At 42.7% G+C, this 24,023-nt stretch carries 17 protein-coding genes; 15 read left to right on the forward strand and 2 right to left on the reverse strand.

All coding sequences use genetic code 11. The features are described from left to right. The first annotated feature begins 4 nt into the window (after nt 1–4). The 5 genes from Q7P33_RS07900 (at nt 5) to Q7P33_RS07920 (ending at nt 7,894) form a co-directional block, all read left to right on the forward strand. Nucleotides 5–985 (forward strand): uroporphyrinogen decarboxylase family protein, encoded by a 981-nt coding sequence (locus Q7P33_RS07900; protein ID WP_303869073.1) that lies wholly within the window; start codon nt 5–7, stop codon nt 983–985. Nucleotides 986–1,139: 154 nt separating this feature from the next. Continuing rightward, on the forward strand, nt 1,140–2,498 hold the full coding sequence (locus Q7P33_RS07905; protein ID WP_303869075.1) for an MFS transporter: 1,359 nt from the start codon (nt 1,140–1,142) through the stop codon (nt 2,496–2,498). A 545-nt stretch (nt 2,499–3,043) separates the two neighbouring features. After that, on the forward strand, nt 3,044–4,714 hold the full coding sequence (locus Q7P33_RS07910) for a formate--tetrahydrofolate ligase (protein ID WP_303869076.1): 1,671 nt from the start codon (nt 3,044–3,046) through the stop codon (nt 4,712–4,714). Nucleotides 4,715–5,029: 315 nt separating this feature from the next. After that, nucleotides 5,030–7,168: a clostripain-related cysteine peptidase gene (locus Q7P33_RS07915; RefSeq protein ID WP_303869078.1), complete on the forward strand. Its 2,139-nt coding sequence runs from the start codon at nt 5,030–5,032 to the stop codon at nt 7,166–7,168. A gap of 258 nt (nt 7,169–7,426) precedes the next feature. Next, entirely contained in the window at nt 7,427–7,894 is a 468-nt protein-coding gene (locus tag Q7P33_RS07920) for an NAD(P)H-dependent oxidoreductase (RefSeq protein ID WP_303869079.1), read from the forward strand. Between the two features lie 115 nt (nt 7,895–8,009). Here Q7P33_RS07920 and Q7P33_RS07925 read toward each other — a convergent pair whose 3' ends face one another. Further along, nucleotides 8,010–9,632 (reverse strand): NAD(P)/FAD-dependent oxidoreductase, encoded by a 1,623-nt coding sequence (locus tag Q7P33_RS07925; RefSeq protein ID WP_303869080.1) that lies wholly within the window; start codon nt 9,630–9,632, stop codon nt 8,010–8,012. A gap of 262 nt (nt 9,633–9,894) precedes the next feature. Here Q7P33_RS07925 and Q7P33_RS07930 point away from each other — a divergent pair, with 262 nt between their 5' ends. The 10 genes from Q7P33_RS07930 to Q7P33_RS07975 all read left to right on the forward strand — a co-directional run bounded on the left by Q7P33_RS07930 (nt 9,895) and on the right by Q7P33_RS07975 (nt 21,638). Continuing rightward, nucleotides 9,895–10,485 carry a TetR/AcrR family transcriptional regulator gene (locus tag Q7P33_RS07930; protein ID WP_303869082.1) on the forward strand — a complete coding sequence of 197 codons (591 nt, stop codon included), beginning with the start codon at nt 9,895–9,897 and terminating at the stop codon, nt 10,483–10,485. 18 nt (nt 10,486–10,503) lie between these two features. Continuing rightward, nucleotides 10,504–12,582 carry a chemotaxis protein CheA gene (locus Q7P33_RS07935; protein ID WP_303869084.1) on the forward strand — a complete coding sequence of 693 codons (2,079 nt, stop codon included), beginning with the start codon at nt 10,504–10,506 and terminating at the stop codon, nt 12,580–12,582. 27 nt (nt 12,583–12,609) lie between these two features. After that, nucleotides 12,610–13,122, forward strand: a complete 513-nt coding sequence (locus Q7P33_RS07940; RefSeq protein ID WP_303869086.1) for a chemotaxis protein CheW — start codon at nt 12,610–12,612, stop codon at nt 13,120–13,122. Between the two features lie 40 nt (nt 13,123–13,162). Beyond that, entirely contained in the window at nt 13,163–14,842 is a 1,680-nt protein-coding gene (locus tag Q7P33_RS07945) for a methyl-accepting chemotaxis protein (RefSeq protein ID WP_303869088.1), read from the forward strand. A 148-nt stretch (nt 14,843–14,990) separates the two neighbouring features. Further along, nucleotides 14,991–16,040 (forward strand): chemotaxis response regulator protein-glutamate methylesterase, encoded by a 1,050-nt coding sequence (locus Q7P33_RS07950; protein ID WP_303869090.1) that lies wholly within the window; start codon nt 14,991–14,993, stop codon nt 16,038–16,040. A 9-nt stretch (nt 16,041–16,049) separates the two neighbouring features. After that, nucleotides 16,050–16,520, forward strand: a complete 471-nt coding sequence (locus Q7P33_RS07955) for a chemotaxis protein CheD (RefSeq protein WP_303869093.1) — start codon at nt 16,050–16,052, stop codon at nt 16,518–16,520. A gap of 56 nt (nt 16,521–16,576) precedes the next feature. Next, on the forward strand, nt 16,577–19,633 hold the full coding sequence (locus Q7P33_RS07960) for a PAS domain-containing hybrid sensor histidine kinase/response regulator (protein WP_303869095.1): 3,057 nt from the start codon (nt 16,577–16,579) through the stop codon (nt 19,631–19,633). Nucleotides 19,634–19,691: 58 nt separating this feature from the next. After that, nucleotides 19,692–20,096, forward strand: coding sequence for a response regulator (locus Q7P33_RS07965; RefSeq protein ID WP_303869097.1), 405 nt, complete (start codon nt 19,692–19,694; stop codon nt 20,094–20,096). Between the two features lie 18 nt (nt 20,097–20,114). Next, nucleotides 20,115–20,951: an HD-GYP domain-containing protein gene (locus Q7P33_RS07970; RefSeq protein ID WP_303869099.1), complete on the forward strand. Its 837-nt coding sequence runs from the start codon at nt 20,115–20,117 to the stop codon at nt 20,949–20,951. Between the two features lie 165 nt (nt 20,952–21,116). Next, entirely contained in the window at nt 21,117–21,638 is a 522-nt protein-coding gene (locus Q7P33_RS07975; protein ID WP_303869101.1) for a PadR family transcriptional regulator, read from the forward strand. Between the two features lie 37 nt (nt 21,639–21,675). Here Q7P33_RS07975 and Q7P33_RS07980 read toward each other — a convergent pair whose 3' ends face one another. Further along, nucleotides 21,676–23,829, reverse strand: coding sequence for an HD domain-containing phosphohydrolase (locus Q7P33_RS07980; protein WP_303869103.1), 2,154 nt, complete (start codon nt 23,827–23,829; stop codon nt 21,676–21,678). Between the last annotated feature and the right edge of the window lie 194 nt (nt 23,830–24,023).

Here is a 24,023-nt window from a genome sequence, read left to right on the forward strand (position 1 = left end):
ACAAATGTTAACAAAAAGACAAAATTTAGTTGAAGTGATGAGGGGTGGAAATCCGGATCGCTTTGTCAAACAGTATGAACCCTTTGCCCTGATGATGAAAACCCCGATCAGTCGTATAAAACCGCCGGTCGGTGGAACGGTTGTAAATGAATGGGGCGTCACACTGAGCTGGCCGGAGGGTCAGTTGGGATCATTTCCGGTTCATGATGAGGAACACATCGTTGTTAAGGATATCACCAAATGGCGGGATTATGTTAAAGCACCAAAGCTGGACTACCCCGAAGAGGCTTGGGTGACGGCGGTTGCTGAAGCCAATGCAGTTGATCGGAGTGATCAGTATGTCACTGTTTTTGTGGCTCCCGGTCTGTTTGAACATGTCCATTACTTGATGAGTATGGAAGAGGCCTTAATGGCTTACTACGAAGAACCGGAAGAAATGCATGCGCTGATTGACTATCTGGTTGATTTTGAACTGAGATTGGCTAAAGAGTTTATTGATCATCTTCATCCCGATGCGGTATTCCATCATGATGACTGGGGTAGCCAGATCAATTCTTTTATTTCACCAGCGATGTTTAAAGAATTCTTTGAACCAGCCTACAAAAAAATCTATAGCTATTATAAAGAGAATGGCGTTGAATTGATTGTTCACCACAGTGATAGCTACGCTGCTAATCTGGTACCATCGATGATCGAAATGGGGATCGATATTTGGCAGGGCGTAATGAACACCAATAACATTCCTGAACTGATCAAAGAATATGGCGATAAAATTACCTTTATGGGTGGTATTCACAGTGGTTTGGTTGATTTCCCGGGTTGGACCCCAGAAATCGTAGCAGAATATGTGAAAAAAACCTGTGAAGAAAATGGTAAATTGTATTTCATTCCTTCCCAGACCTCGGGTCTACCGATTGATTCATTCCCAGGGGTTTATGAAACCATCAATCAAGAAATTGATAAAATGTCAGAAAAAATGTTCTAAACTAAATGATTACTAAGTGGCCGTAACTTCCTGATGGAAGGGGTCACAGATTCGTCCCCGAAAATAATAGGAATTATTAATGGATTTTGATATAAGGTTCTAAAATAATTGCCGCTTTTGGGGACGATTTCTTCAATTTGGAAAGGAATCAGAAATGGCTGATAAGTTAAAGAAAAGTGTTATTTATCTCTATGGTCTGCCTTCGTTTGGTTTTCAGATTTTTATTTATGTCGAATTAATGTTTTTTTCGGCCTTCCTGACCGATGCGGTTAAGATGCCGGTGGCGCTGGCCGGATCGGTGCTTATGATTACCAGTATATTTGACTTGATCTGGGTACCGGTGGCCGGAATTATCCTCCAGAAAAGTAATCTCAAGTGGGGTAAATTCCGATCATGGCTGCTGATTGGCCCGCCAGTGGCAGCGTTACTCTATGTGGTTCAATTTCTAAAAATCGGCGACTCGATGACCAATGCCATCACCGCTTGTGCTGGCTTTATTATTGGCCATTTGGTTTTTGATGTGTATTATTCTGCTCACATTGCCATGAATAGTGCCCTAACGGATCGTGTCGATGAGCGGGTTAAAATGTCGGCCAATCGGGGGATCTTCAACGCTCTGGGTTCTCTGACTTTTTCTTATGTTGGGGTTCGGGCGATTCAGGAAATCAGCAAAGCGCTTAATGATCCGGCGATGGGTTACACGACGGTGGTTATTATGGTTGCTTTATTTATGGTTCTGTGTTACTGGATATTTTTCTTTCTGACAAAAGAATATGCTTTCCGGGGAACTGCACCGGTTACTGAGAAAAAAGAAAGCATGCCAATTCCTGAAATACTCAAGCAATTGCTGCATAACCCTCCGCTGATCGGTTTATTGTTGATTGATCTGGGGCGCTACGTCGGCAAGTTTGTGGTGCTTGGTCTGGCCTTTTATTATTTTAAATATGTACTCAATGATCTCCCGGGTATGGCGATTTTCATGACTGGACTGACCGTTGTTATGCTGCTTTCGGCCACTCTGGCGACCACCGTTTCTAAAATATTCGGACCCCGAAAGGCATATGTTGGGGCTTTGTGCATCTTCATTGCCGGATTGTTGATTACCTGGCTGGTACCGATGAGTGCCACGGCATTTAAAATTGTTATGTTACTATCCTTTATTGGTTACGGTTTGCCGGATGCGCTGGTAGTTGCGATGTATGCTACCTGTGTCGACTACGGCGAGTGGCGCACCGGTAAAAATGTTCGTGGCTTTATCATGGCGTTACTGACTACCCCCATTAAAGTCGGAAACTTTATTAAAAGTGTCATCATTACCACAGCTCTGGCTTCGGCCAGTTATGTGGCTGATATGGCGCCGACACCGGAACTGATTCAAGCAATTAAAAACGGATTTTGTTTATACCCGGCGCTGGTAATGATCTTTGGTCTGGTGGTTTTTGTGATCCTGTCGAGAAAACTCAAAGATATGGAAAAAGATCAGGCTGCAAAAAAAGTGGTGGTAGAGAATTAAAAAAACAGGAAGATTAAAAAAATATTTTTACTTTAAAAAAAGTAAAAATATGGATTTTTTATCAATTGCCTCAAAAGGATGGATGCTGGTCCAAACAATATTATTGTTTGTGAATATTAATGTTATAAAAGTGACAAAAGAAGAACGATAAAAAAAGCGATTTTACGAATGAATTTTAAGGAGTCCTGAACAGTGCAGCTGTTCGGGGCTTTTTTTTATACGTTTACAGAAAATAAGGAGAAAGATTTGTAAAAATACTAAAACTATAAAAAATAACCATTATTGACGAATAAAACACATAAAACTGTTAAAATAATAACAAGAATTTTCATGCTTAAACTTTGTTTGAGAAATAACAAACAAGTAAAGATAATAATTTGCTCCAAAATAGAAAAATATTGACATATGGAACAAAAGATGGTAATCTATGAAAAATCTGTATATACATGTGCGCCGGATGTTAAAAAAATTAGTCGAAACGTGCGCATCAGATTTAAAAAGAGACTCAGGGAAAAACAAAATTATTTTAAAAGGAGAAAGACAAGATGAAAACAGATGTACAGATCGCACAGGAAGCTAAATTGCAACCGATTGCAGCGGTGGCCGAAAAATTGGGGATCACTGGAGATACCCTGGAACTTTATGGCAATCATAAAGCCAAGGTGTCCTTATCGGTATTGAAAGACAACCAGGATAAACCAGATGGTAAGCTGATTTTGGTAACTGCGATTAATCCCACTCCAGCTGGTGAAGGAAAAACAACCACTAACGTGGGTCTTTCCATGGCGCTGAATTATATCGGTAAAAAAACCATTACGACGTTGAGAGAACCCTCGCTGGGACCATGCTTTGGAGTCAAGGGTGGTGCTGCCGGCGGCGGCTACGCCCAGGTTGTTCCGATGGATGACATCAACCTCCATTTTACCGGTGATTTCCATGCCATCACTGCGGCTCATAGTTTACTGGCGGCTCTTTTGGATAACCATCTTCATCAGGGAAATCTGTTAAATATCGATCTGGATCGAATTGTCTGGCGCCGGGTTGTTGATATGAATGACCGCGCCCTACGAAAAATAACCGTTGGTCAGGGCAGTCGCGCCAATGGTGTGGAGCGGGAAACCGGTTATGACATTACCGTTGCGTCTGAAATAATGGCAATTCTCTGTCTGGCCTCCAGTCTTACTGATCTTAAAGAACGACTGGGTCGCATGATTGTGGCTTACAACATCGAAGGAAAAGCGGTGACTGCTGATGATCTGGAAGCGACTGGGGCGATGGCGCTGCTTCTTAAAGATGCGATCAAACCAAATCTGGTTCAAACCCTGGAAAATACCCCGGCCTTTATCCATGGTGGTCCTTTTGCCAATATTGCCCATGGTTGCAACTCGGTGCTGGCCACCCGAACCGCTTTGAAATTGGCGGACTATGTTGTTACCGAAGCTGGTTTCGGGGCTGATCTCGGTGCCGAAAAATTCTTTGATATCAAATGCCGTTATGCTGATTTAAAACCCAATGCTGTGGTGATTGTAGCGACTGTCCGAGCGCTCAAAATGAATGGTGGGGTAGTCAAGACTGAACTGTCAACTGAAAACGTGGCAGCAGTGGAATCGGGTAGTGCCAACCTGATTCAGCATTTGGAAAACCTGCAAAAGTTTAAAGTACCAGTGGTAGTTGCCTTGAATAAATTCCCCACGGATACGGAAGCTGAATTTGAGGCTGTTAAAAAAGCTTGTGAAAATAAAAATGTCAAGGTAATCCTGTCTGATGTGTTTTCACAGGGTGGTAAAGGCGGCGAAGAACTGGCCCATGAAGTGGTTAAGCTTTGTGATCAGGGTGAGTCTCAATACCAACCACTTTATTCGCTGGAACTGCCGATTGAGCAGAAAATCGAAACCATTGCCAAAGAAATCTACCGGGCTGATGGGGTAGAATTTGAGCCGGAAGCAAAAAAACAGCTCGATGAGATTGTCGCCTTGGGATTTGACCACCTGCCAGTCTGTATGGCCAAAACCCAATATTCTTTCTCCGATGATCAAACGCTGTTGGGCGCTCCCCAGGATTTCAATATTCATGTAAAAGAAGTACGCTTGTCAGCGGGAGCTGGATTTGTGGTAGTAATCACTGGCGCCATTATGACGATGCCGGGTCTGCCAAAGGTACCTGCCGCCAATGGCATGGATATTACCGAAGACGGTGAAATCATTGGTTTATCTTAATCATTCAGGAATTATGAGTGTATAGTAGATGTCTTTCTAATCGGAACGGGTGACCGTTTGTTTCTTAAAGCATTTAAAACACAGACCACATTAATGTGCGTCTGTGTTTTTTTATAAAGGAATCGTGAAAAAGTGATTTTGGGTGCGAAATTTCTTTTCGAATCAATCCGGGAGGCGTATAATATGAATCAGTATTGTGTAGAAATCCATTGTAATTAGTTAAACTATTTATAGCAAGGATCATTGGCTGTGAGTTTTCCGTTGATGGATAGGATATGTAATGATCAGAAAAATTATTTAACCTGGAGGTAGAACATGAAAAAAAAATTGACAGCATTTATGATTGTCCTTTCCATGGTGCTGTTATTAACAGCTTGCTCAGATGAAGGCGGAAGCGTCAGCACTCACAAAAACAGTGGCCTGAATACATCACTGAAACGAAGTACGGATATGCAGGTCAGTTCCAGCGGGGATCTGACAATTCAGCGTTTGAACCGAAGTGAAACAAGAAAAATGGGTGCGAGCGGAACCTGGACTATTTTTGTTTATATGTGTGGTTCAGATTTGGAAAGCGAAAGTGGTTTGGCCACGATGGATCTTCAGGAAATGATTGATGCTACCCAGTCGGATAAGATAAAATTTGTGGTTCAGACTGGTGGAGCCAACGCCTGGGACAATGATTTGGTTGATGATTCATTGACCCAGCGATTTGTAATTAAAAACCAGAAAATGGAGCAGATACAGGAGGACGATAGCGCCAATATGGGTAGTGCTCAAACTCTGGCAGAATTTCTGGATTGGGGGGTATCGTCCTATCCAGCCGAAAAAATGGGGCTGGTTTTCTGGAATCACGGTGGCGGCAGTATCACCGGGGTGTGTTTTGATGAGCAGAATGAAAGCGACAGTCTTTCCCTGCTGGAAGTGGAAAATGCTCTGACTTCAGTTTATCCAAATATGACGGATAGATTTGAATTCATTGGTTTTGATGCCTGTTTAATGGGAACGGTGGAAACTGGCAATATGCTGGCTCCACATGCCCGCTATATGGTGGCATCGGAAGAATTGGAACCCGGCTATGGCTGGGACTATACAGCCATAGGTAGTTTTATCGGCAGCAATCCGGGTGCCAGTGGCGCTGAGCTGGGCAAGGTGATCGTGGATTCATTTTATGCGGCATGTGTTGCCATAGACAGTCAGAATGAGGCAACCCTGTCTTGTGTTGATCTGTCCAAAATTGATGAACTGGTGTATGCTTTTAATAATGTGGCAAAAGAGATGTACAGTGCCACCGCAAATAGTGATGTTCTTTCAAAAATGATCAAAGGGATCACCTCAGCTCAAAACTATGGTGGCAATAACAAATCTGAAGGCTATACCAATATGGTTGATCTGGGTTCAGTGTTAAAAAATGTTACCGGAAATGTAGCAGGTACTGATCAGGCTTTGGCTGCCCTTCAGGACTGTGTGGTTTACATGAAAAACGGCAGTGATAAAGCTGACTCTCATGGCTTGGCGATTTATTATCCGCTGGCTATTCAGGGCTCTGAGGAACTGTCGATTTTTAAAGATATCTGTGTTAGTCCCTATTATATGTCCTTTGTTGATAAAATGGCCTACGGTAGTGATACCAACGGTGATTTCGGAGGATACAGCGATGCGAATTGGTTTGGGGAAAACTCGATTTACTGGAGCAGTGGTTACAATGAAGCAACTGGGTCGGATTATTGGTCTGACTTGGATCAGGAGAACACCGAGGCTTACAATTTTAGTGAAGACGAAAGTGCGATTTCCTTTTCATCACCGCCCGCCATTAATGCCAATGGCATGTACGGCTTTACCATTTCAGCCAATACCCTGGATTATGTAGATGCGGTATATTGTGACGTGTTCATGGATGCCGGAGATGGGGAGACTTTGATTGAACTGGGACTGGATGACAATATCACCGCTGACTGGAATGCTGGTAAGTTTGAAGATAATTTCAACGGTTACTGGATTTCACTGCCGGATGGACAGCCTTTGGCCACCTATATTGTTGAACAAGGTGACACCTACAATATCTATACGTCGCCGGTGATGCTTAATGGGGTGGAGACCAACTTACGAATAAAAATTGACTTTGCCAGCGATGGCAACTATACCATTTCAATTATCGGAGCCTGGGACGGCATCGATGCGGTCACGGGTCAGTCAGCGAAAGAAATTACCAAGCTTAAAAAGGGCGATCTGATCACGCCAATGTATTATTCTTATAGTATGAAAACCGATGAAGAGGGTGTTTACGAAGGCGAGGCTTATACGTTTAACAATGATCCGGTGATCTATGAAGAACCATTGGCTGTCGGCGACTACTACTACTCTTTCCAGATCGATGACATTTTTGGCAGTTCGCTTTATACTGATTTCGAAATTTTTACAGTGGATGCCAATGGCGAGATTTATTTTAATCAATGAGAATAATCAATGACAACGTTGTGTAATCAATCAAATCAGCCCAAGAACAGTATCTGTTCTTGGGCTGATTTTTAGAGTAGGTAACGAAAAAGTTGCCATAATTTAAAAAATCTGTGATCGGACTTACGAAAAGACTTGAAAAAAATGATAAAATGAGGTACCTTAGTGTCAACAAGAGAATTATAAATGACTAAAAATGCATGAGTTTTATTCTTATTTTAAACACAACTACATTCTAAAGAAAATGGAGAGCATGAAATGAAGATTGGTATTATTGTCTTTTCTAAAACCAACAATACCTTTTCAGTCGCCGACGAGTTGAGAGCGGCCCTGGTAAAAAAAGGTCTGGATGCTGAAATTCAGCGAATCATTCCGGAAAATGATGATCCCGGCGTTAAACCTCCCATTGTATTTACCAGCAAACCGGATGTAAACCCCTACGACGTGGTGATTTTTGCCAGTCCAGTTTGGGCATTTTCGTTGGCAGGGGTGATGAAAGAATACTTGGAGCAGGTTTCGTCCCTGGAGGGGAAAAGAGTATTCACTTTTGTGACGAAACAGTTGGCATCCAAATTTACCGGCGGAACCAAGGCAAACCGGCAGATTAAGTCAGTGGTGGATTTAAAAGGTGGCAGAGTGGAAAAATCATTTATTGTCAGTTGGAAAAATAAAAAACGTGATGAAGAGATTGCCAACTTAATCGTTGAAATTTGCAAAGCAGTTTAAGAACAACCCGAATTCGATCTAAAAATACGAAAGTAACGTGTCGCAAACGAGCTCCTGGAGAAAAATCTTCAGGAGCTCTTTTGCGGTATTATTAAAAAAGCGAAAGGTGATCAAACTATTTTTTAGGGGTAAGTTGGGCATAAACCTGAATGATTTGCTCAGCAGTTTTAACGCCATCCACCGCTGAAGACATGATTCCACCAGCATAACCGGCACCTTCACCCATCGGGTAGAGTCCGGAAATGTTAGACAGATGGTTTTCGTTGCGGTTGATTCGAACAGGTGAGGAGCTTCGGGTTTCAACTCCGATCATAATACTGTCAGCCATGGCAAAGCCAGTGATCTTTTTATCAAAATGAATTAGAGCCTCTTTTAAGGTGGTCACCACATAATCCGGTAGGCAGTCTTTTAACTGAGTTAACCTGAGACCCGGGGTATAAGTTGGTTTGACTTGACCCCAGCGGGTACTGGGTCGGTCGGCCAGAAAATCGCCCACCAGTTGAGCTGGGGCGTGATAGTTCTGACCGCCCAGAGTAAAAGCCCGGCCTTCCCATTGGCGTTGAAAGGCCACTCCAGCCAGGGGGTGATCGTCCCCGAAGTCTTCAGGCTGCACCCCGACCAGCAGGGCGGCATTGGCATTTTGGCCGTCTCGTCGATGTTCACTCATGCCATTGGTAACGACGCTGTTGGGTTCTGATGAAGCAGCCACCACATACCCTCCGGGACACATGCAAAAGGTGTAGGCTGATCGTCCGTTAGGGGAGTGATAGGAAAGCTTATAGTCGGCTGCTCCCAGTCCAGCAGATCCGGCGGCTGATCCGTATTGAGAAGTGTTGATAAGGGTTTGGGGGTGTTCAATTCGCACTCCGATGGAAAAGGCTTTGGGAGTCATCGTGATACCCCGTTTATAAAGCGTTTCAAAGGTATCCCGGGCGCTATGGCCAATACCCATCAAGGCTACCTGGCAGTTGAGGTGATCGTGATCATTGATGATTAACCCGGTTAGCTGACCGTTTTCGATCAGGAAGTCGGTGACCTGGGATCGGAAATGGACTTCGCCGCCATTGTTGATAATCGTCTGACGCAGGGTTTTCACCGTTTCTCGCAACAGATCGGTGCCAATATGGGGCTTGCTGAGATAAAGGATTTCTTCAGGGGCGCCAGCTGCAATAAAAGCTTCCAGGATACTGCGACAACGGGGATCGTTAATCAGGGTGGTCAGTTTGCCATCAGAAAAGGTTCCGGCCCCGCCTTCACCGAACTGAACATTACTCTCTGGATCGAGCGCACCCGTTTGCCAGAAGGTGTCAATTTTAACGCTTCGGCTGTCGACGTCATCGCCCCGTTCAAGAATAATGGGGGCGTAACCGTAGCGGGACAGAATCAGACCGGCAAAAAGACCAGCAGGGCCCATGCCGATAATGACTGGTCGGTGGTTTAATAAAGTATTTCCCGGGACGACTGGCTGATAGGATAAATCGGGAGTGGAGATAATGCCGGATTTACTGCCCTTTTTCAGAATTGACACCTCATTTTTCAGGTTGGCATCAACTGTATAGATATATACGACAGCATTTTTCTTGCGGGCATCAATCGATTTTTTAAATATTTTAAAAGTGATTAAGTCCTTGGGATTTATTTTTAGTTTAGACAAAATTGCGCCTCTTAAGGCCTCTTTTTCGGCCACATTATTTTTAGCTTGCTGAATCTCGAGTTTGAGATTGGGAATTCGAATCATCCGAGCCTCCTGTTGTGTGATAGATAAAAAATATTATAACATGGCTTTTGTCAAAGTCAAAAACATAAAAAGTGGCTGAGTTGTGAGCAGTCATAATCGAAAACGAGATTGCCAACGGTGAAGGGATATAGTAGATGGAGGAAAGAATTCAATTAAAATTCACAAAAGAACCTTAAGAACTTCACATAATGAAGTTGACAATTAAGAGGAAAAGGGTATAATTCAAATAGGAGTAAGTAATCACTCCGTTAGGAGGAACGCCATGCAAAAATCACTGATTAAAAGGCGTGAAAGTATTATCGTTTCAACGATTCAAACGCTAAACGAGGTGGGGCTTCAAAATCTGTCGACAAAAATGATTGCTAATCAGGAAGGTGTTTCGGAAGGAACGCTGTTTCGGCATTTTAAGACCAAAACAGATATTATGCTGGCGGTGGTGGATCATTTTTCGCAGTATGATGATGCGATCATTGAAACCTGTATTAAAAAAAATTTTTCGCCATTGGAAGCGATTCGCTATTTCTATAATGCCTATGCCGAATATTATCAGAACTATCCGGAAATTACGGTGGTAATTCAAGCTTACGATAGCCTGATGTGCGATGCGGAGTTGGCAGAAAAGGTTAGTGCAATCATTTATAAACGGGCAGATTTTATAATCAGAACAATTCAAGCGGCCAAAGATCAGAATCTCATAGGCGCACATTTGGATCCGGTACTATTAGAAAATATTCTCACCGGCGGTAGCAAGGAAATTTGTCTGAAATGGCGAATGGAACGGTATCGTTTTTCAATTAAAGAAAAAACTGCTGAAATGGTAGAAACGATTCTAAGTTGCTTTATCAAAGAATAAAATCAAGGAGGGAACCGATTGGCTGAGCAATATATCAATGACCCAATGCAGGAGGTATTTATTTTTGAAACCTCTCAGCAATTGGAGCAAATGGAACAGTCGGTGATAAAAACCGAGGCCCTGGGTAGTTACCCCGGCGAAACCGTTAATGAAATATTCCGGATTATGCATACCATTAAAAGCTCGGCAGCGATGATGCTGATTAACAATATGTCCGTGTTGGCGCATACCACAGAAGATATGTTTTACTTCATCCGGGAAGAAAAGCCTCAATATATCGATGTTTCGACCCTGTCAGACCTGGTCTTTGAAGGGATTGACTTTATGAAACAGGAGTTGGAAAAAATAAAAAATGGAATTGAAGCCGATGGAAATCCGGAAATTTTGATCGGGAAGATTAAAGAACATTTAGGTTTGCTTAAAGAAAAAAACAACCTGACCGATTCCCAAGTCGTCAATAACGAACCGGTGAAGGAAAAATATTATATCAGCTCTAATAAAGCGGCAAAAATCAGTGTCCCGAAAACCTATCAGGTGATGCTCCAGTTTGTCGAAAACTGTGGCATGGAAAATATCCGGGCTTTTACAGTGGTTCATAATCTAAAAGAAATGACAGAAAACTTTAAGAGCATCCCGGAAGATGTTATCAACGATCCGGATTGTGTCGAGATCATTAAGCGGGATGGTTTCATCTTGGAGATTAAAACCCCGGAATCCCGCGATAAACTGGAAGATTTTTTTCATACCATGGCCTTTATCGAGGACATCCAAATCACTGAACTCAATGAATTTCAGGATATCCGGGAAGAGATAAGTAATCTTGTTTCGGATGAAGCAATTATCGTTCCTCAGCTCAGCAAAATGGTAGTGGAACAGCCCCCGACTAAAGAACCCCAAAATTTCAATGGTTGTCATGGTCAAAGCATGATTTCGGTTAGCGTGGAAAAACTCGATAAACTGATGAATCTGGTGGGCGAGATGGTCATTTCTGAAGCCATGGTCACCCAAAATCCGGATCTCAAGGGATTGGTTCTGGACAATTTTAATAAATCTGCTCGACAGTTAAGGAAGATCACTAACGAACTGCAGGATATGGTGATGTCCATTCGAATGGTACCGCTGGGGTCTACCTTTTTTAAGATGAATCGGATTGTTCGGGATATCAGCAAAAAGTTGGGCAAAGATATTACCTTAAAAATTTTGGGTGAAGAAACTGAGGTGGATAAGAACATCATTGAACAGATTGGAGATCCGCTGATGCACATTGTCAGAAATTCCGCCGATCATGGAATTGAATTGGCAGAGACCCGCATCAGCCAGGGTAAACCCCGGGCTGGAACCATCACTTTGGAAGCGAAAAATGCCGGAGGTGAGGTATTGATCATCATCCGGGATGATGGGAAGGGCTTAAGTCGGGAAGGGATTCTAAAAAAAGCCTTTGAAAATGGCTTAGTGGGTGAAGAAGCCGCCATGATGACGGACACTGAAGTATTCAACCTGATTTTTTTGCCGGGATTTTCCACCAAGGAAGCGGTTACTGAGTTTTCAGGCCGGGGAGTTGGTATGGATGTGGTGGCTAAAAACATTGAAGCGGTAGGCGGCAATATTTTGGTGGAAAGTGTGGAAGGTCGGGGAACCACCATTACGCTAAAAATTCCACTGACTTTAGCTATCATTGAAGGGATGAATATCCGTGTGGGGGAAACGTGTTACACGTTGCCGATTATGGCGATAAAAGAGTCCTTTATCCCCAAGTCCCAGGAGGTTTTTCGGGACACCGATGAGAATGAGATGATTATGATCCGGGGTCAATGCTATCCGATTTTACGGCTCAAAGACCATTACAAGGTAAAAAACGGAGTAACTCAAATTGACGAGGGCATTTTAATTATGCTAGAGGGGGAATCAAAAACCACCTGTCTTTTTGCAGATGAATTATTGGGTGAGCAACAAGTGGTAGTAAAAACGCTGCCAAAGTATATTCAGCGGATGAAAAAAATTGAGGGGCTGGCTGGTTGCACGTTGCTGGGGGATGGCAACATTAGTCTGATTTTGGATGTCAATGGCCTGGTCGATCAGAAACGGCTTAACAATTAACAGTTGCAGCACAAAGGAGGCGAAACGATGGCGGAAGAGTATGATGAATTTGATGATCTTGAAATGTCAGAAGGTGATGAAACCGAAGAAGGAAAATATTTGACCTTTACTTTGGATGCTGAGGCCTATGGGCTTGAAATTACTTATGTTACTGAAATAATCGGAATTCAGAAAATAACCGAGGTGCCGGAACTGCCTGAATACGTTAAAGGAATTATGAGTCTCAGGGGGCAGATCATTCCGGTAGTGGATATCCGACTCCGGTTTGGCAAACCGGCTCGCAACTACGATGAGCGCACCTGCGTCATTGTGGTTGAGATTGCAGATATTACGGTAGGATTGATTGTCGATGGAGTGGCTGAAGTTGTGGCGATTCCGGCCGAGGAAATTGTTCCCCATCCCGATCTGGATGAAAGCGACAGCCGTCAATTTGTAAGAGGAATCAGTAAGGTAGGAACTTCAGTTAAACTGATTCTTGACTGCAACAAACTGCTAGCTGATGATAAAGAGGAAAACCCCAATCGGGAAGCCGGATATTAACTTAAATAAACACAAAAAACTTTGATGGAGGATATACGTAATGGAATTATTTAGAAATTTGAAAATAAAACAAAAGCTGGTTACCTGTTTTATCCTGTTGGCAGCAATCACTGGGATTGTCGGCGTATTTGGCATCTATACCATGAATAAAATTAATTCTCAGTCTGAAAACATGTATTATAATAACCTGGTGCCATCCCAAAAACTGGCCAGCATTCATGCGGCCATGGAAGATATCCGGGCCAATCAGCTACTGGCAGTATATGAACGTAATCCGGCCACACTGCAGACTCGCCTTGATGCTATTAACGCAGCGGTGGAAAGCGATAATGCTTTGCTAAAAGAGTATGAAGCCACCATTTCGGATGAAGAAAACAGAACTCTCTACACAACCTTGACGAATAGCCTGGCCGACTATCGGGAATTGCGCAATGCCAATCTGGAACTGGTCAAAGCGCAGAAATATGATGAGGCGATCGTTGGACTTGATGCAGTCAGTCAGACCAGACAAACGGTGGATGAGGATCTGGAAGCCCTGATTAACTATAATACCACCCAGGCTGAAGCAGTTTTGACCCAGAATACCGCCGAATTCAGGACACAAAGTATAATGATGATCATTTTTATCATCGTTGGAATAGGTTTGGCGGTAGGACTCGGATTGCTGGTGGCCAATATGATCAGCACACCCCTACGCCGAATGGTGGGTGCGGCTGAAGAAATCGCTAATGGTAATTTGGATGTGGATGTCAAAATAGACAGCCGGGATGAGGTTGGAGAGTTGGGATTGGCCTTTGTAAAAATGACCGATCACATTAATGAAATCATGACAAATATTGATTCTGCTGCCGAACAGGTATCAGCTGGTTCCAAACAGATTGCCGATTCTAGCATGGGTCTGTCCCAGGGAGCCACTGAACAGGCCAGCTCCATCGAAGAGCTCACCGCTTCCATTGAAGAAATTTCAGCGCAGACTCGTCTTAATGCTGACAGTGCCGGCGAAGCCAATGAACTGGCGGAATTGACTCGAGTCAATGCAGTTCAGGGTAATAATGAAATGAAACGGATGCTTAAATCCATGGAAGAAATTAATGAATCCTCGACCAATATTTCTAAAATTATTAAGGTTATTGATGAGATTGCCTTCCAGACAAATATTCTGGCCCTAAACGCAGCGGTGGAAGCTGCCCGAGCTCGCCAGCATGGGAAAGGTTTTGCAGTAGTTGCCGAAGAAGTCAGAAATCTGGCCGCCCGTTCAGCTGATGCCGCCAAAGAAACAACACGAATGATTGAAGGCTCCATTAAAAAGGTGGACGATGGTACAAAAATAGCGACAACCACTGCAGTCGCCCTCAATCAGATTGTTGAAGATGTAGCCAAGGTTTCGAGTATCGTCGAGAACATTGCAATAGCCTCCAATGAACAGGCGATTGGTATTTCGCAGATCAACCAGGGCATTATGCAGGTATCGGAAGTCGTTCAAATGAATTCGGCTACTTCGGAAGAAAGTGCGGCGGCCAGTGAGGAATTATCCAGCCAAGCCGAATTGTTAAGAGAACAGGCCGCCCGGTTTACTTTAAAAAAATCCCACCGTTTTGGTTATCGGGATGCTGATGAATCAATGTCAGAAAATCTCAGTATCCGCAGAAAAACGGTTAATAACCCGGTCTCAAAACCGACTCGGATTGCCTTAACGGATAATGAATTTGGAAAGTATTAAATTAACTGCCTGAAAATGGGTATATTTAAACAGTATTATCAGGCAAACGCAGTTCAAATAATCTCATGTTGATCAATTTAACGAGAACGAGAATGCCCATCAGCGTCAATGTTGATGGGTGTATCTTTTCTTATATAAGGCAGAAAGGATGAGAATAATGCACAGAAAAAAAGAAATCAGAGTTCTCGTCGTTGATGATAGTAAGTCTTTCCGAGAAATGGTGGTCAGAAATCTGTCTGCTGATCCTCAGATTCAAGTCATTGCCACTGCTGATGATGCTTTTGAAGCTCGGGATAAAATTCTCAAATTTGATCTGGACGTTTTGGTTTGTGATGTGGAAATGCCAAGAATGAATGGCCTTGAATTTATTAGACGCTTATTGCCTCAGTACCCCTTACCGGTAGTGATGATAAGTGATGCTCAGGTTGGTATTGAAGCCAGAAAAGTCGGTGCTTTGGATTGTGTGGAGAAACCAACTCCCAGATCAATGAAGACTGTTGAGAATTTTATGATGGAACTGATTCAAAAGATCCGGTTGGCTGCTGGAGCCAAAAACATTGCACCAAAAAGAAATTTTGCCTCTGATCTGGCCACTTCTGCCGTGATAGAATCAGATCAGAGGCAGTCAAATGAGCAGCTCATTGCGATTGGTGCGTCTACCGGCGGCACTGAAGCGATATTTGAAATTCTTAAAGAGTTGCCAGCGAATTGTCCGGGAATTGTGATTGTTCAGCACATTCCCCCGGTGTTTTCAAAAATGTTTGCCGACCGACTGGATAGCCAGACGTCACTGCGGTGCAAAGAAGCCCAAACCGGGGATTATCTCGAGCCAGGGGGGGTATATGTTGCCCCCGGTGATCAGCACATGCGGATTAAACGGATCGGCAAAAAATACCGGGTTGAAGTTTTTGCCGGGGAAAAAGTAAATGGACATTGTCCTTCGGTGGACATGCTTTTTGATTCAGTAGCGAAGGAAGCTGGCAATCGGGCGATTGGGGTGCTGTTAACCGGAATGGGGAATGATGGTGCAAAGGGATTGCTGAATATCCGCCGCAGTGGCGGCTTCACCATCGGTCAGGATGAAACATCTTCAGTGGTCTACGGGATGAACAAGGTGGCTTACAATATTGGGGCTGTAGCAGTTCAGTCGGCTCTGGAAAATATCCACCACTGCATTCTCGCAGCGTTAAAGGAATGAGGTGAAGTGATGACAAAAATAATTGGAATCGGCGAAATGGCTATTTCCAATAACTGTGATGATACAATTAAGACGTTTGCTTTGGGCTCATGTCTGGGGATTACTGCGTACTCGCCGATTCGCAAAGTGGGGGGAATTATTCATATTGCTCTGCCCCAGCCAGCTCGAATGGAGGATGCCAGTGATCGCCATTGTTATTATGCCAGCACCGGATTACCATATTTTATTTCGCAGTTTTCCAGTCAATATGGGTGTCTGAAAAATGAACTGGTGATCCGTATTTTTGGTGGCGCAGAATCCCTGCGCCAGAATGATACCTTCAACGTGGGGCGGCATAATCTGGAAATAACAAAAGCGATTTTAAAAGAAATGAATTTGGGGATTCAATATGCTGAAACTGGAGCCAGAGTCAGTCGCACCATTGAGCTGGAAGTCGCCAGCGGCGACATCAATATCTGGCACCAGAATATGATCATTTAGAAATCTGATCGACACGGTGGTGAGCACGATCGGAATACATACATAGGGAGAGGTACATGTCAAAGGAGAAGCGCTTAAATACTGAACGTGATTTTATTCAGGAATTTAATGCCATATCGGTGGGGGTGGTGGTCATCGATGAAAATGGTCGGGTCACCCGAGTTAATGAGCCGTTGCTGAACTACTTCAATCGGAACAGCGAAGATTTTATTGGCAAACAGTTTGGTGATGCGGTTCAATGCCGGAGCAGTCGTTTAAATAAACTGGGCTGTGGTTTTGATCCGTCCTGTGAATTCTGCGAATTGAGAAATGCCTATTCCAAGGTTCTGGAATCAAAAGATATTCCAATCAAAATAGAGTTTAAAAAAAGTATTTTCGTGGATGACGAAGAAAATGATTATTGGTTCCGAGTTAGTATCGCCCCGCTGATCCGTGGTCAAAAGCGACATGCAGTGGTAACTTTTGTCGATATTACCGAGCGTAAAAATCGGGAGCTGTCCCTGGAAAAATCCCGGGATTATTATTACCGGATGTTTGAAAACTTTCCAACGCTAATCTGGAAGACTGATCTGGAGGGGAATGTAGTTTATTTCAACCGCAGCTGGTCATTGTTTACTGGTAAGGACAATGAAGACTATCTGGGAATTAAGTGGTTGGATCTGATTCATCCCGAGGATCGCAAGTTCTATATGGAATTGAAAAAGAACGCCTTTTGCAGTCAAAAATCGTTTAGCATTCAGTATCGGATTCGTCATGCTACGGGTAATTATCGCTGGATTGAAGGGATTTACAGCCCGTCCTTTGAGGTGGATGGCAGTTATGGCGGGTATATCGGCATTGGTATTGATATTACCGATCGTAAAAACCTGGAGGAAGGACTGATCCGCTATAAAATGTTGGCGGAAAAGGTTCGCGATACCATTCTTTTTGTAGAAACCAACGGTAAAATAATAGATGCCAATAATGCGGCAGTGGAACTTTACGGATACAAACGGCGGGAATTGCTTGAACTTTCGGTTTTTGATTTAATTGAAGGGGGGCGATCGGTAGCCATTGAAGAGATGAAAAATGGCGAAAAAGATGGCGTTTTTTTCGAAACCATCCATAAGCATAAGGATGGTATTCATTTTCCAGTGGAGGTCAGTGCCAAAACCACCAAAATTAATGAAAAACGGGTGATTATTTGCATTATCCGGGATATTTCAGAGCGGAAAAATTCAGAAAATGCCCTTATTGATAGCGAGGAAAAGTTCCGCCAGGTTTTTCATAATTCCTCAGATGCTATCTTTGTTCAGGAAATAAACCAGGATGGTTTAAGCGGTCGGTTGATTGAGGTTAACCAGACGGCTGGCGATATGTTTCAGTACACCTATGAAGAATTTTTTGAACTGGATGATCCGATTTTTAAAATTATTCAGGCACCAGGTGATACCGAACGGAACCTGAATGAGTTGAGTGAAAAAGATTATATTACCTTACAGACAAAGGCCAGACGCAAAGATGGGTCGACTTTGCCGGTTGAGGTGATCTGCAGTCACTGCTATTTAAATGAAAAAAAAATGGCCATTAATATTGTTCGGGATATTACTGAACGATTAGCGGTGGAGGAAGCCTTAAAATTGGCCAAAGAAGAAGCAGAAACTGCGAATCAGGCGAAAAGTGAATTTTTGGCTAATATGAGTCATGAAATCAGAACCCCGCTAAATGGGATTGTTGGTATGGTTAATCTGATGCGTTTGTCAAACCTCAACCAGGAACAGCAGGAAAATATCAAAATTATCAAAACCTGTGTCAACGCTTTGCTTAATGTGATTAATGATATTCTTGATTTTTCAAAAATGGAAGCGGGAAAACTCGAAATCAAGAAGCAAAATTGCGATATCAAAGCGCTGGTGGAACATACCATTAAAGCCCAGGCTCCAGTAGCAGCAGCTAAGGGACTTGAGCTGAATTACGCTTTTTCTGCCGTTGTACCGCAGTATGTTATGGCGGATTTCCATCGAATTCAGCAGGTTCTTAACAACCTGATCAGCAATGCCATCAAGTTTACTGATGGCGGTGAGGTGTGGGTCAAGGTAAAAAATCTGTCGGTCGGGAAACAGCCGATTCAACTGCTTTTTGTGGTTGAAGATACGGGCATTGGAATTGCTGAAGAAAACCGACAGCGAATTTTTGAAAGCTTTAGTCAGGTGGACGGCTCATTCACCCGCCGGTTTGGCGGTACCGGATTAGGTCTTGCCATTACCAGGCAGTTAGTGGAATTGATGGGCGGAAAAATCTGGGTGGAAAGTACTGAGGGGCAGGGTAGCCGTTTCTATTTTCAGCTCAATTTTGAACCGGGTTTGGCAGAAACCAGTCAGCAGGAGAAACAGCCGGATTATTTTAAAATCAGTGAGCAATATAAAATTCTCTTAACTGAAGATGACAAGGTTAATCAACTGGTTATTTCACGAATGCTCAATGAGTGTGGTTATGGGGTGGATATTGCAGAAAATGGCTATGAAGCGGTGGAAAAGGTTCGCAAGAATAGTTATGATATTATTTTGATGGATATTCAAATGCCGGAAATGGATGGAATTGAGGCGACCAGAAGAATTCGGGAATTCAACCAGGAGATCCCGGTTCTGGCGATCACAGCCTATGCACTCCATGGCGATCGGGAAAAATTCTTGTCTCAGGGGATGGATGGTTATATTTCTAAACCGATTAAAGTGGAACAACTGGTCGAAGAGATAGAGACGTGTATCAATCGCAAAGCGGTTGTTGGCCAGACCGGAGATTTTAAAATGCATATTGATTCGAATGGGGAAATTATCATCGAGGAAAAAAAACCAATGGATGGTGCAAATGAAAGAGTGCGTGATGCGGAAAAAGAAGAGCGGTTAGCTGAGTTAATTAGCGAAATAAACAATCAGGTGGCGGCTGGTAAATTAGATGACTTAGAAAAATTGGCAAACCGGATCAAGAAACTCTCAATTTCTCTGGATATTGAAGATTTAAAAGTGGTTGCCTTTAAAATTGAATTGGATATCCGGCGGGGAAATTTTGAAGCTGCTGCCAAGCGAGTCAGTCAGATTAATCATATTTACTCAGTATATAAAAAAACAGTATAATTATTTAAACGATAGTGGCCAGAAAAAACAGCACAGCAAATGAAAGGTAGGAATGAAGATGAAAATATTAATTGTGGAAGATGACATGGTAAGCCGACGTTTTTTAGGTAAATTTTTAGCCCAATATGGAGAATGTGATATTGTGGTGGATGGAATGGAAGCCCTCGACGCGTATCTCATTGCCATTAAAGAAGAAGATCCCTATGATCTGATTTGTCTGGATATAATGATGCCGAAGGTCGATGGGGTGAAGGTGCTCAAAGCTATTCGGGATTTTGAGATGCAACGGGGAATCCATGCAGAAAACAGGGTGAAGATCATTATTATTACGGCTCTGGCTGATACGGAGTTTGTCAACACCGCCTTTGATCTGGGCTGTGAAGCGTATGCGGCAAAACCAGTTGATACGGATAAGTTGGTTGAAGTGATGAATAAGCTGGGTGTGATCAAAGTCGATCAATAAGCCATGATGGGGTGAAAAATGGGAATTTTAGAAGATCACATTAATAATCATACACAACTTGAACAGTCGGAGGTTCAAGCAACACTTAGCAATCATAAGCGGCGAAAAATTGGTAATTCATTGTCTCATTATCTGTGTGATCTTGATGAAAATATGACAGAACAGCTCAACCGCGATATGTTGGTGGAATTAAAAAATAACCTGAGTAATGTGTTGTTTCAAGAAGAATACACGTACACTCACGTGACCCAATTCCTTGCACATATGTACGAAAGTATCGAAGGTAACCCAATTATTCTAAAAGCCCTGGATCAGATCAAAAAAATGGATGAATACACCTTTACCCATAGTGTTAATACAGCCTTTTATTCCATGTTTATCGCCATGTGGATGGGTCTGGATGAGCAAGATATTATCAATGCAACCCAGGCGGGTTTTTTACACGATATCGGGAAGATCTATATTCCAGAGGAAATTTTAAATAAATCTGGAGCGTTGACCCGAGAGGAATATGAAATTATTCAGCTTCACCCACTTTATGGCTATTCACTTCTTAATGAGTTTAGTGCGTTTAACCTTGAGGTTAAACGGGCAGTCCTTTTTCATCATGAACGGATTGATGCAAGAGGCTATCCGCTTTGTGCAACTGATGATTACGTGGGTCTATTGCCAAAAATAGTTGCTGTAGCTGATGTTTATGATGCAATGACCACAAATCGGATTTATAAGAAAGCAAAAACCGCCCGGGAAGCCATTGATTATCTCAGTCATCAGGGGCGAAGCCAACTGGATAATCAAGTATTGTTTTATTTTCTGAGTAATATCCCAGTATACGACTTCAAAATGTCACAATAAAGAGCAGTGGCCTTAATCAGCAACAAGAACCAAAACTTGACAGGCAAATTGTGATAGTTTATGATGGAAACAAACAGACATGGAGATTTGTATATTTGTTTAAATTGAAATGGTGATTGGGTGAAAAAAGTTGGAAAAGAAAAACAGTGCTGAAAGAAGGATGACATGTTAGAATTTGCAATTCTTGGGTTTTTATTGGATCGGGATATGACCGGGTATGATATTAAGCAAATGATGGTAATGCGTACCTCGAATTTTATCGATGCCAGTTTTGGTAGTATCTATCCAATGTTAAAAAGGCTGGAAAAACTGGGATTGATTACGTTTACTGAAATTGTTGAAGGGAATCGATTTAAAAAATTATATCGGATTACACCAAGAGGTCAGGAACGGTTTTTGGAATGGTTGCAAACCCCATGTACCTTTTCTCCCTTCAATCTTGAGTTTCTGGCGAAATTATTCTTCTATAAATATTTGAAAAAAAACGATGCCATTCTCAATATCGAACTTTTTAGAGGAACGGTACAGGATGCCATCGAAAAGCTGTCAGAAATTGAACGGACGATCAGCGATGGGATGGATCCTTTTGAATATGCCAGTCTTCAGTTTGGTCGAAGCTATTATGAGATGGTTTTAAACTGGCATGAAAAACTTATTGATAATTTAAAACATACGGCGCTGGAATAAGTAAAGAACCGGGCATCATTCATGGATGTCCGGTTTTTTATAAGCAATAATTATTTTCAGCTAAGACGTTTAAAAAAATATCTGCTATCTCGGGATCAAACTGGGTAGATTTACCGGCATTTATTTCCTGAATTGCAGCTTCTGTTGTTAGGGGCTGCTTGTAAGGTCGGCCATAGGTCATGGCATCAAAGGCATCGGCGATGGCAATGATGCGTGCCGGTAAAGGTATCTGTTCTGCGCATAAGCCTTTGGGATAGCCAGTGCCATCATACCGTTCATGGTGAACAAGAATGATATTAGCCAATGGTGCATAGTCGTTGAGTGAGCTCAGAATACTGAAGCTGATTTCCGGGTGGCGGCGGATTTCCAGCCATTCAAAATCACTGAGCTCGCCTGTTTTATCGAGAATTTCATTGCCGATGGCAATTTTTCCGATGTCGTGCAAAGCCCCGGCGGTTCTTAATTCATTGATTTCTTCTTTGTTTATGCCCATGGCTGCACCGATGAGACCACTGATATGACTGACGCGTTCGGAGTGTTGCTGTTCACGGGGAAGTTTTTCATAAAGGGTTTTCATGATAAACTGGATGGCTTCGTTTCGAGTGCTGTTGCGTTCAGAAATTTTGAACTGATACATTTTATTCTCGGCCGCTTTGAAAACTTCGGTGATTTCTTCGTCTCCCGTGGTTTTTACAGCCCATCCGCTGGAAATTGAGATTTGTCCAGCTTCCAGGTGTTCGTGGCTGAGTGCGGTATTGATTCGTTTGGCCAGCTCCTTTGCTTCCCGGATTTCGGTCTGAGGGAGCAGAATTACAAACTCATCGCCGCCGATCCGGGCGATGATATCATCGCTCCGGCTGACTGTCTGCATGGTCTGAGCAACTTTTTTTAATAACCGGTCTCCGGCTATATGTCCGAAGGCATCATTTGTGAGCTTTAACCCATTTACGTCAAAAATGAGCAGTGATAAAGGCAGATTTCGGGGCGTGTTTAATCGTTTCAGTTCTTCATCAAAATAACGACGATTGTACAAACCAGTGAGGTGATCATGAAAACTCAGGTATTCGATTTTTTCCTGTTTCTCTTTTTTCTCAGTAAAATCTCGAAAAACAATTACGACACCCGTAATTTGTCCGTCTTGATCTTTAATCGGAGCAGCACTGTCTTCGATGGGGATCTCCCGGCCATCCTTTGAAAGCATTAATGTGTGATTGTTCAGTTCGATGATTACCCCTTCTTCCAGCACGCGACGGGCCGGATTTTCGCAGCTTTCCCGGGTATATTCGTTAACCAGCTTGAGGACTTGATCTAAAGGGAGACCATAAGCCTCCTGTTGATTCCATCCGGTCAGATTTTCGGCGACCTTGTTGATGAGGGTGACGCAGCCCCGGGAGTCGGTTGAAATGACACCATCACCAATGGATAACAGAGTAGTTTGTAAACGCTCTTTTTCAATAAAAAGCGATTTTTCCATCTGCTTGCGTCGGCTGATATCATGAATGCTGACCACAAATCGGGGTGAGTCGTTATCATTGATATAAAAAATCTCGGCTAAAAACCACCGTTTATCAGTAGGTATCGGAGATTTATATTCAAGTTCCTGTTTTTGGCCAGTAGCGTGGGCAGCTGCAAAAATTATAAGTATTTCTTCACTTAAGTCTTTGGAAAAAATGCTGGTAACATGGCTACCAATGATCGTGTTTTTGGGAACAAAAAGGGTCGTTTCATCTTGAACGATCACATTGGTAAAATAGTAGTCAGTGCTGATTTCAAAAACAATATCATGAAGAGTCGTTAGTAGTAGGTTTCGTTCCGCTAAATCCCGTTTTTCTCGGGTGATGTCATTAAATAACGTAATAAAGTAATTCGTTTCGGGAGAATAGACTTGTACCCGATACCAGCGACTAAGCGGAGAAGAATATTGTTCGATTTCGGCAGTTGTATGTTTAAGTGCAATCTCACCGTAAAAACGAATCCAGTCAAATTCGGAATCTCTGATTTCAGGGATAACATCAGTTACAGTTTTACCGATAATTTCTTCACCAATCAGTCCGGTTGCTGCCTCAAAGGCCGGATTGACTTCGATAAACTCGTAATCCACTGGAGTTCCTTGGGTATCACAAATAATTCGATGATATGCATAACCAACATGCAGATTTTTAATAATTTCATGATAAAAACTATTTGTCATAGTCCCTGACCTCCTTTGCAAAAATTCGAGTTTTAAAAGTTGTTTTATGAATTATAATGTTTGACCATTATGAGACAATGTTTGAGTAAAAAAAACTGATTGATATTACTATTATGCATAATTTAAATAAAGAATACAATAATTTATTAATAAAATAAACGCAATTGCTAGAAAAATATAATCCAATCGTATCC

Origin of the sequence: Acetobacterium wieringae (assembly GCF_026646375.1) — a bacterium.
GTDB lineage: Bacteria > Bacillota > Clostridia > Eubacteriales > Eubacteriaceae > Acetobacterium > Acetobacterium wieringae_A.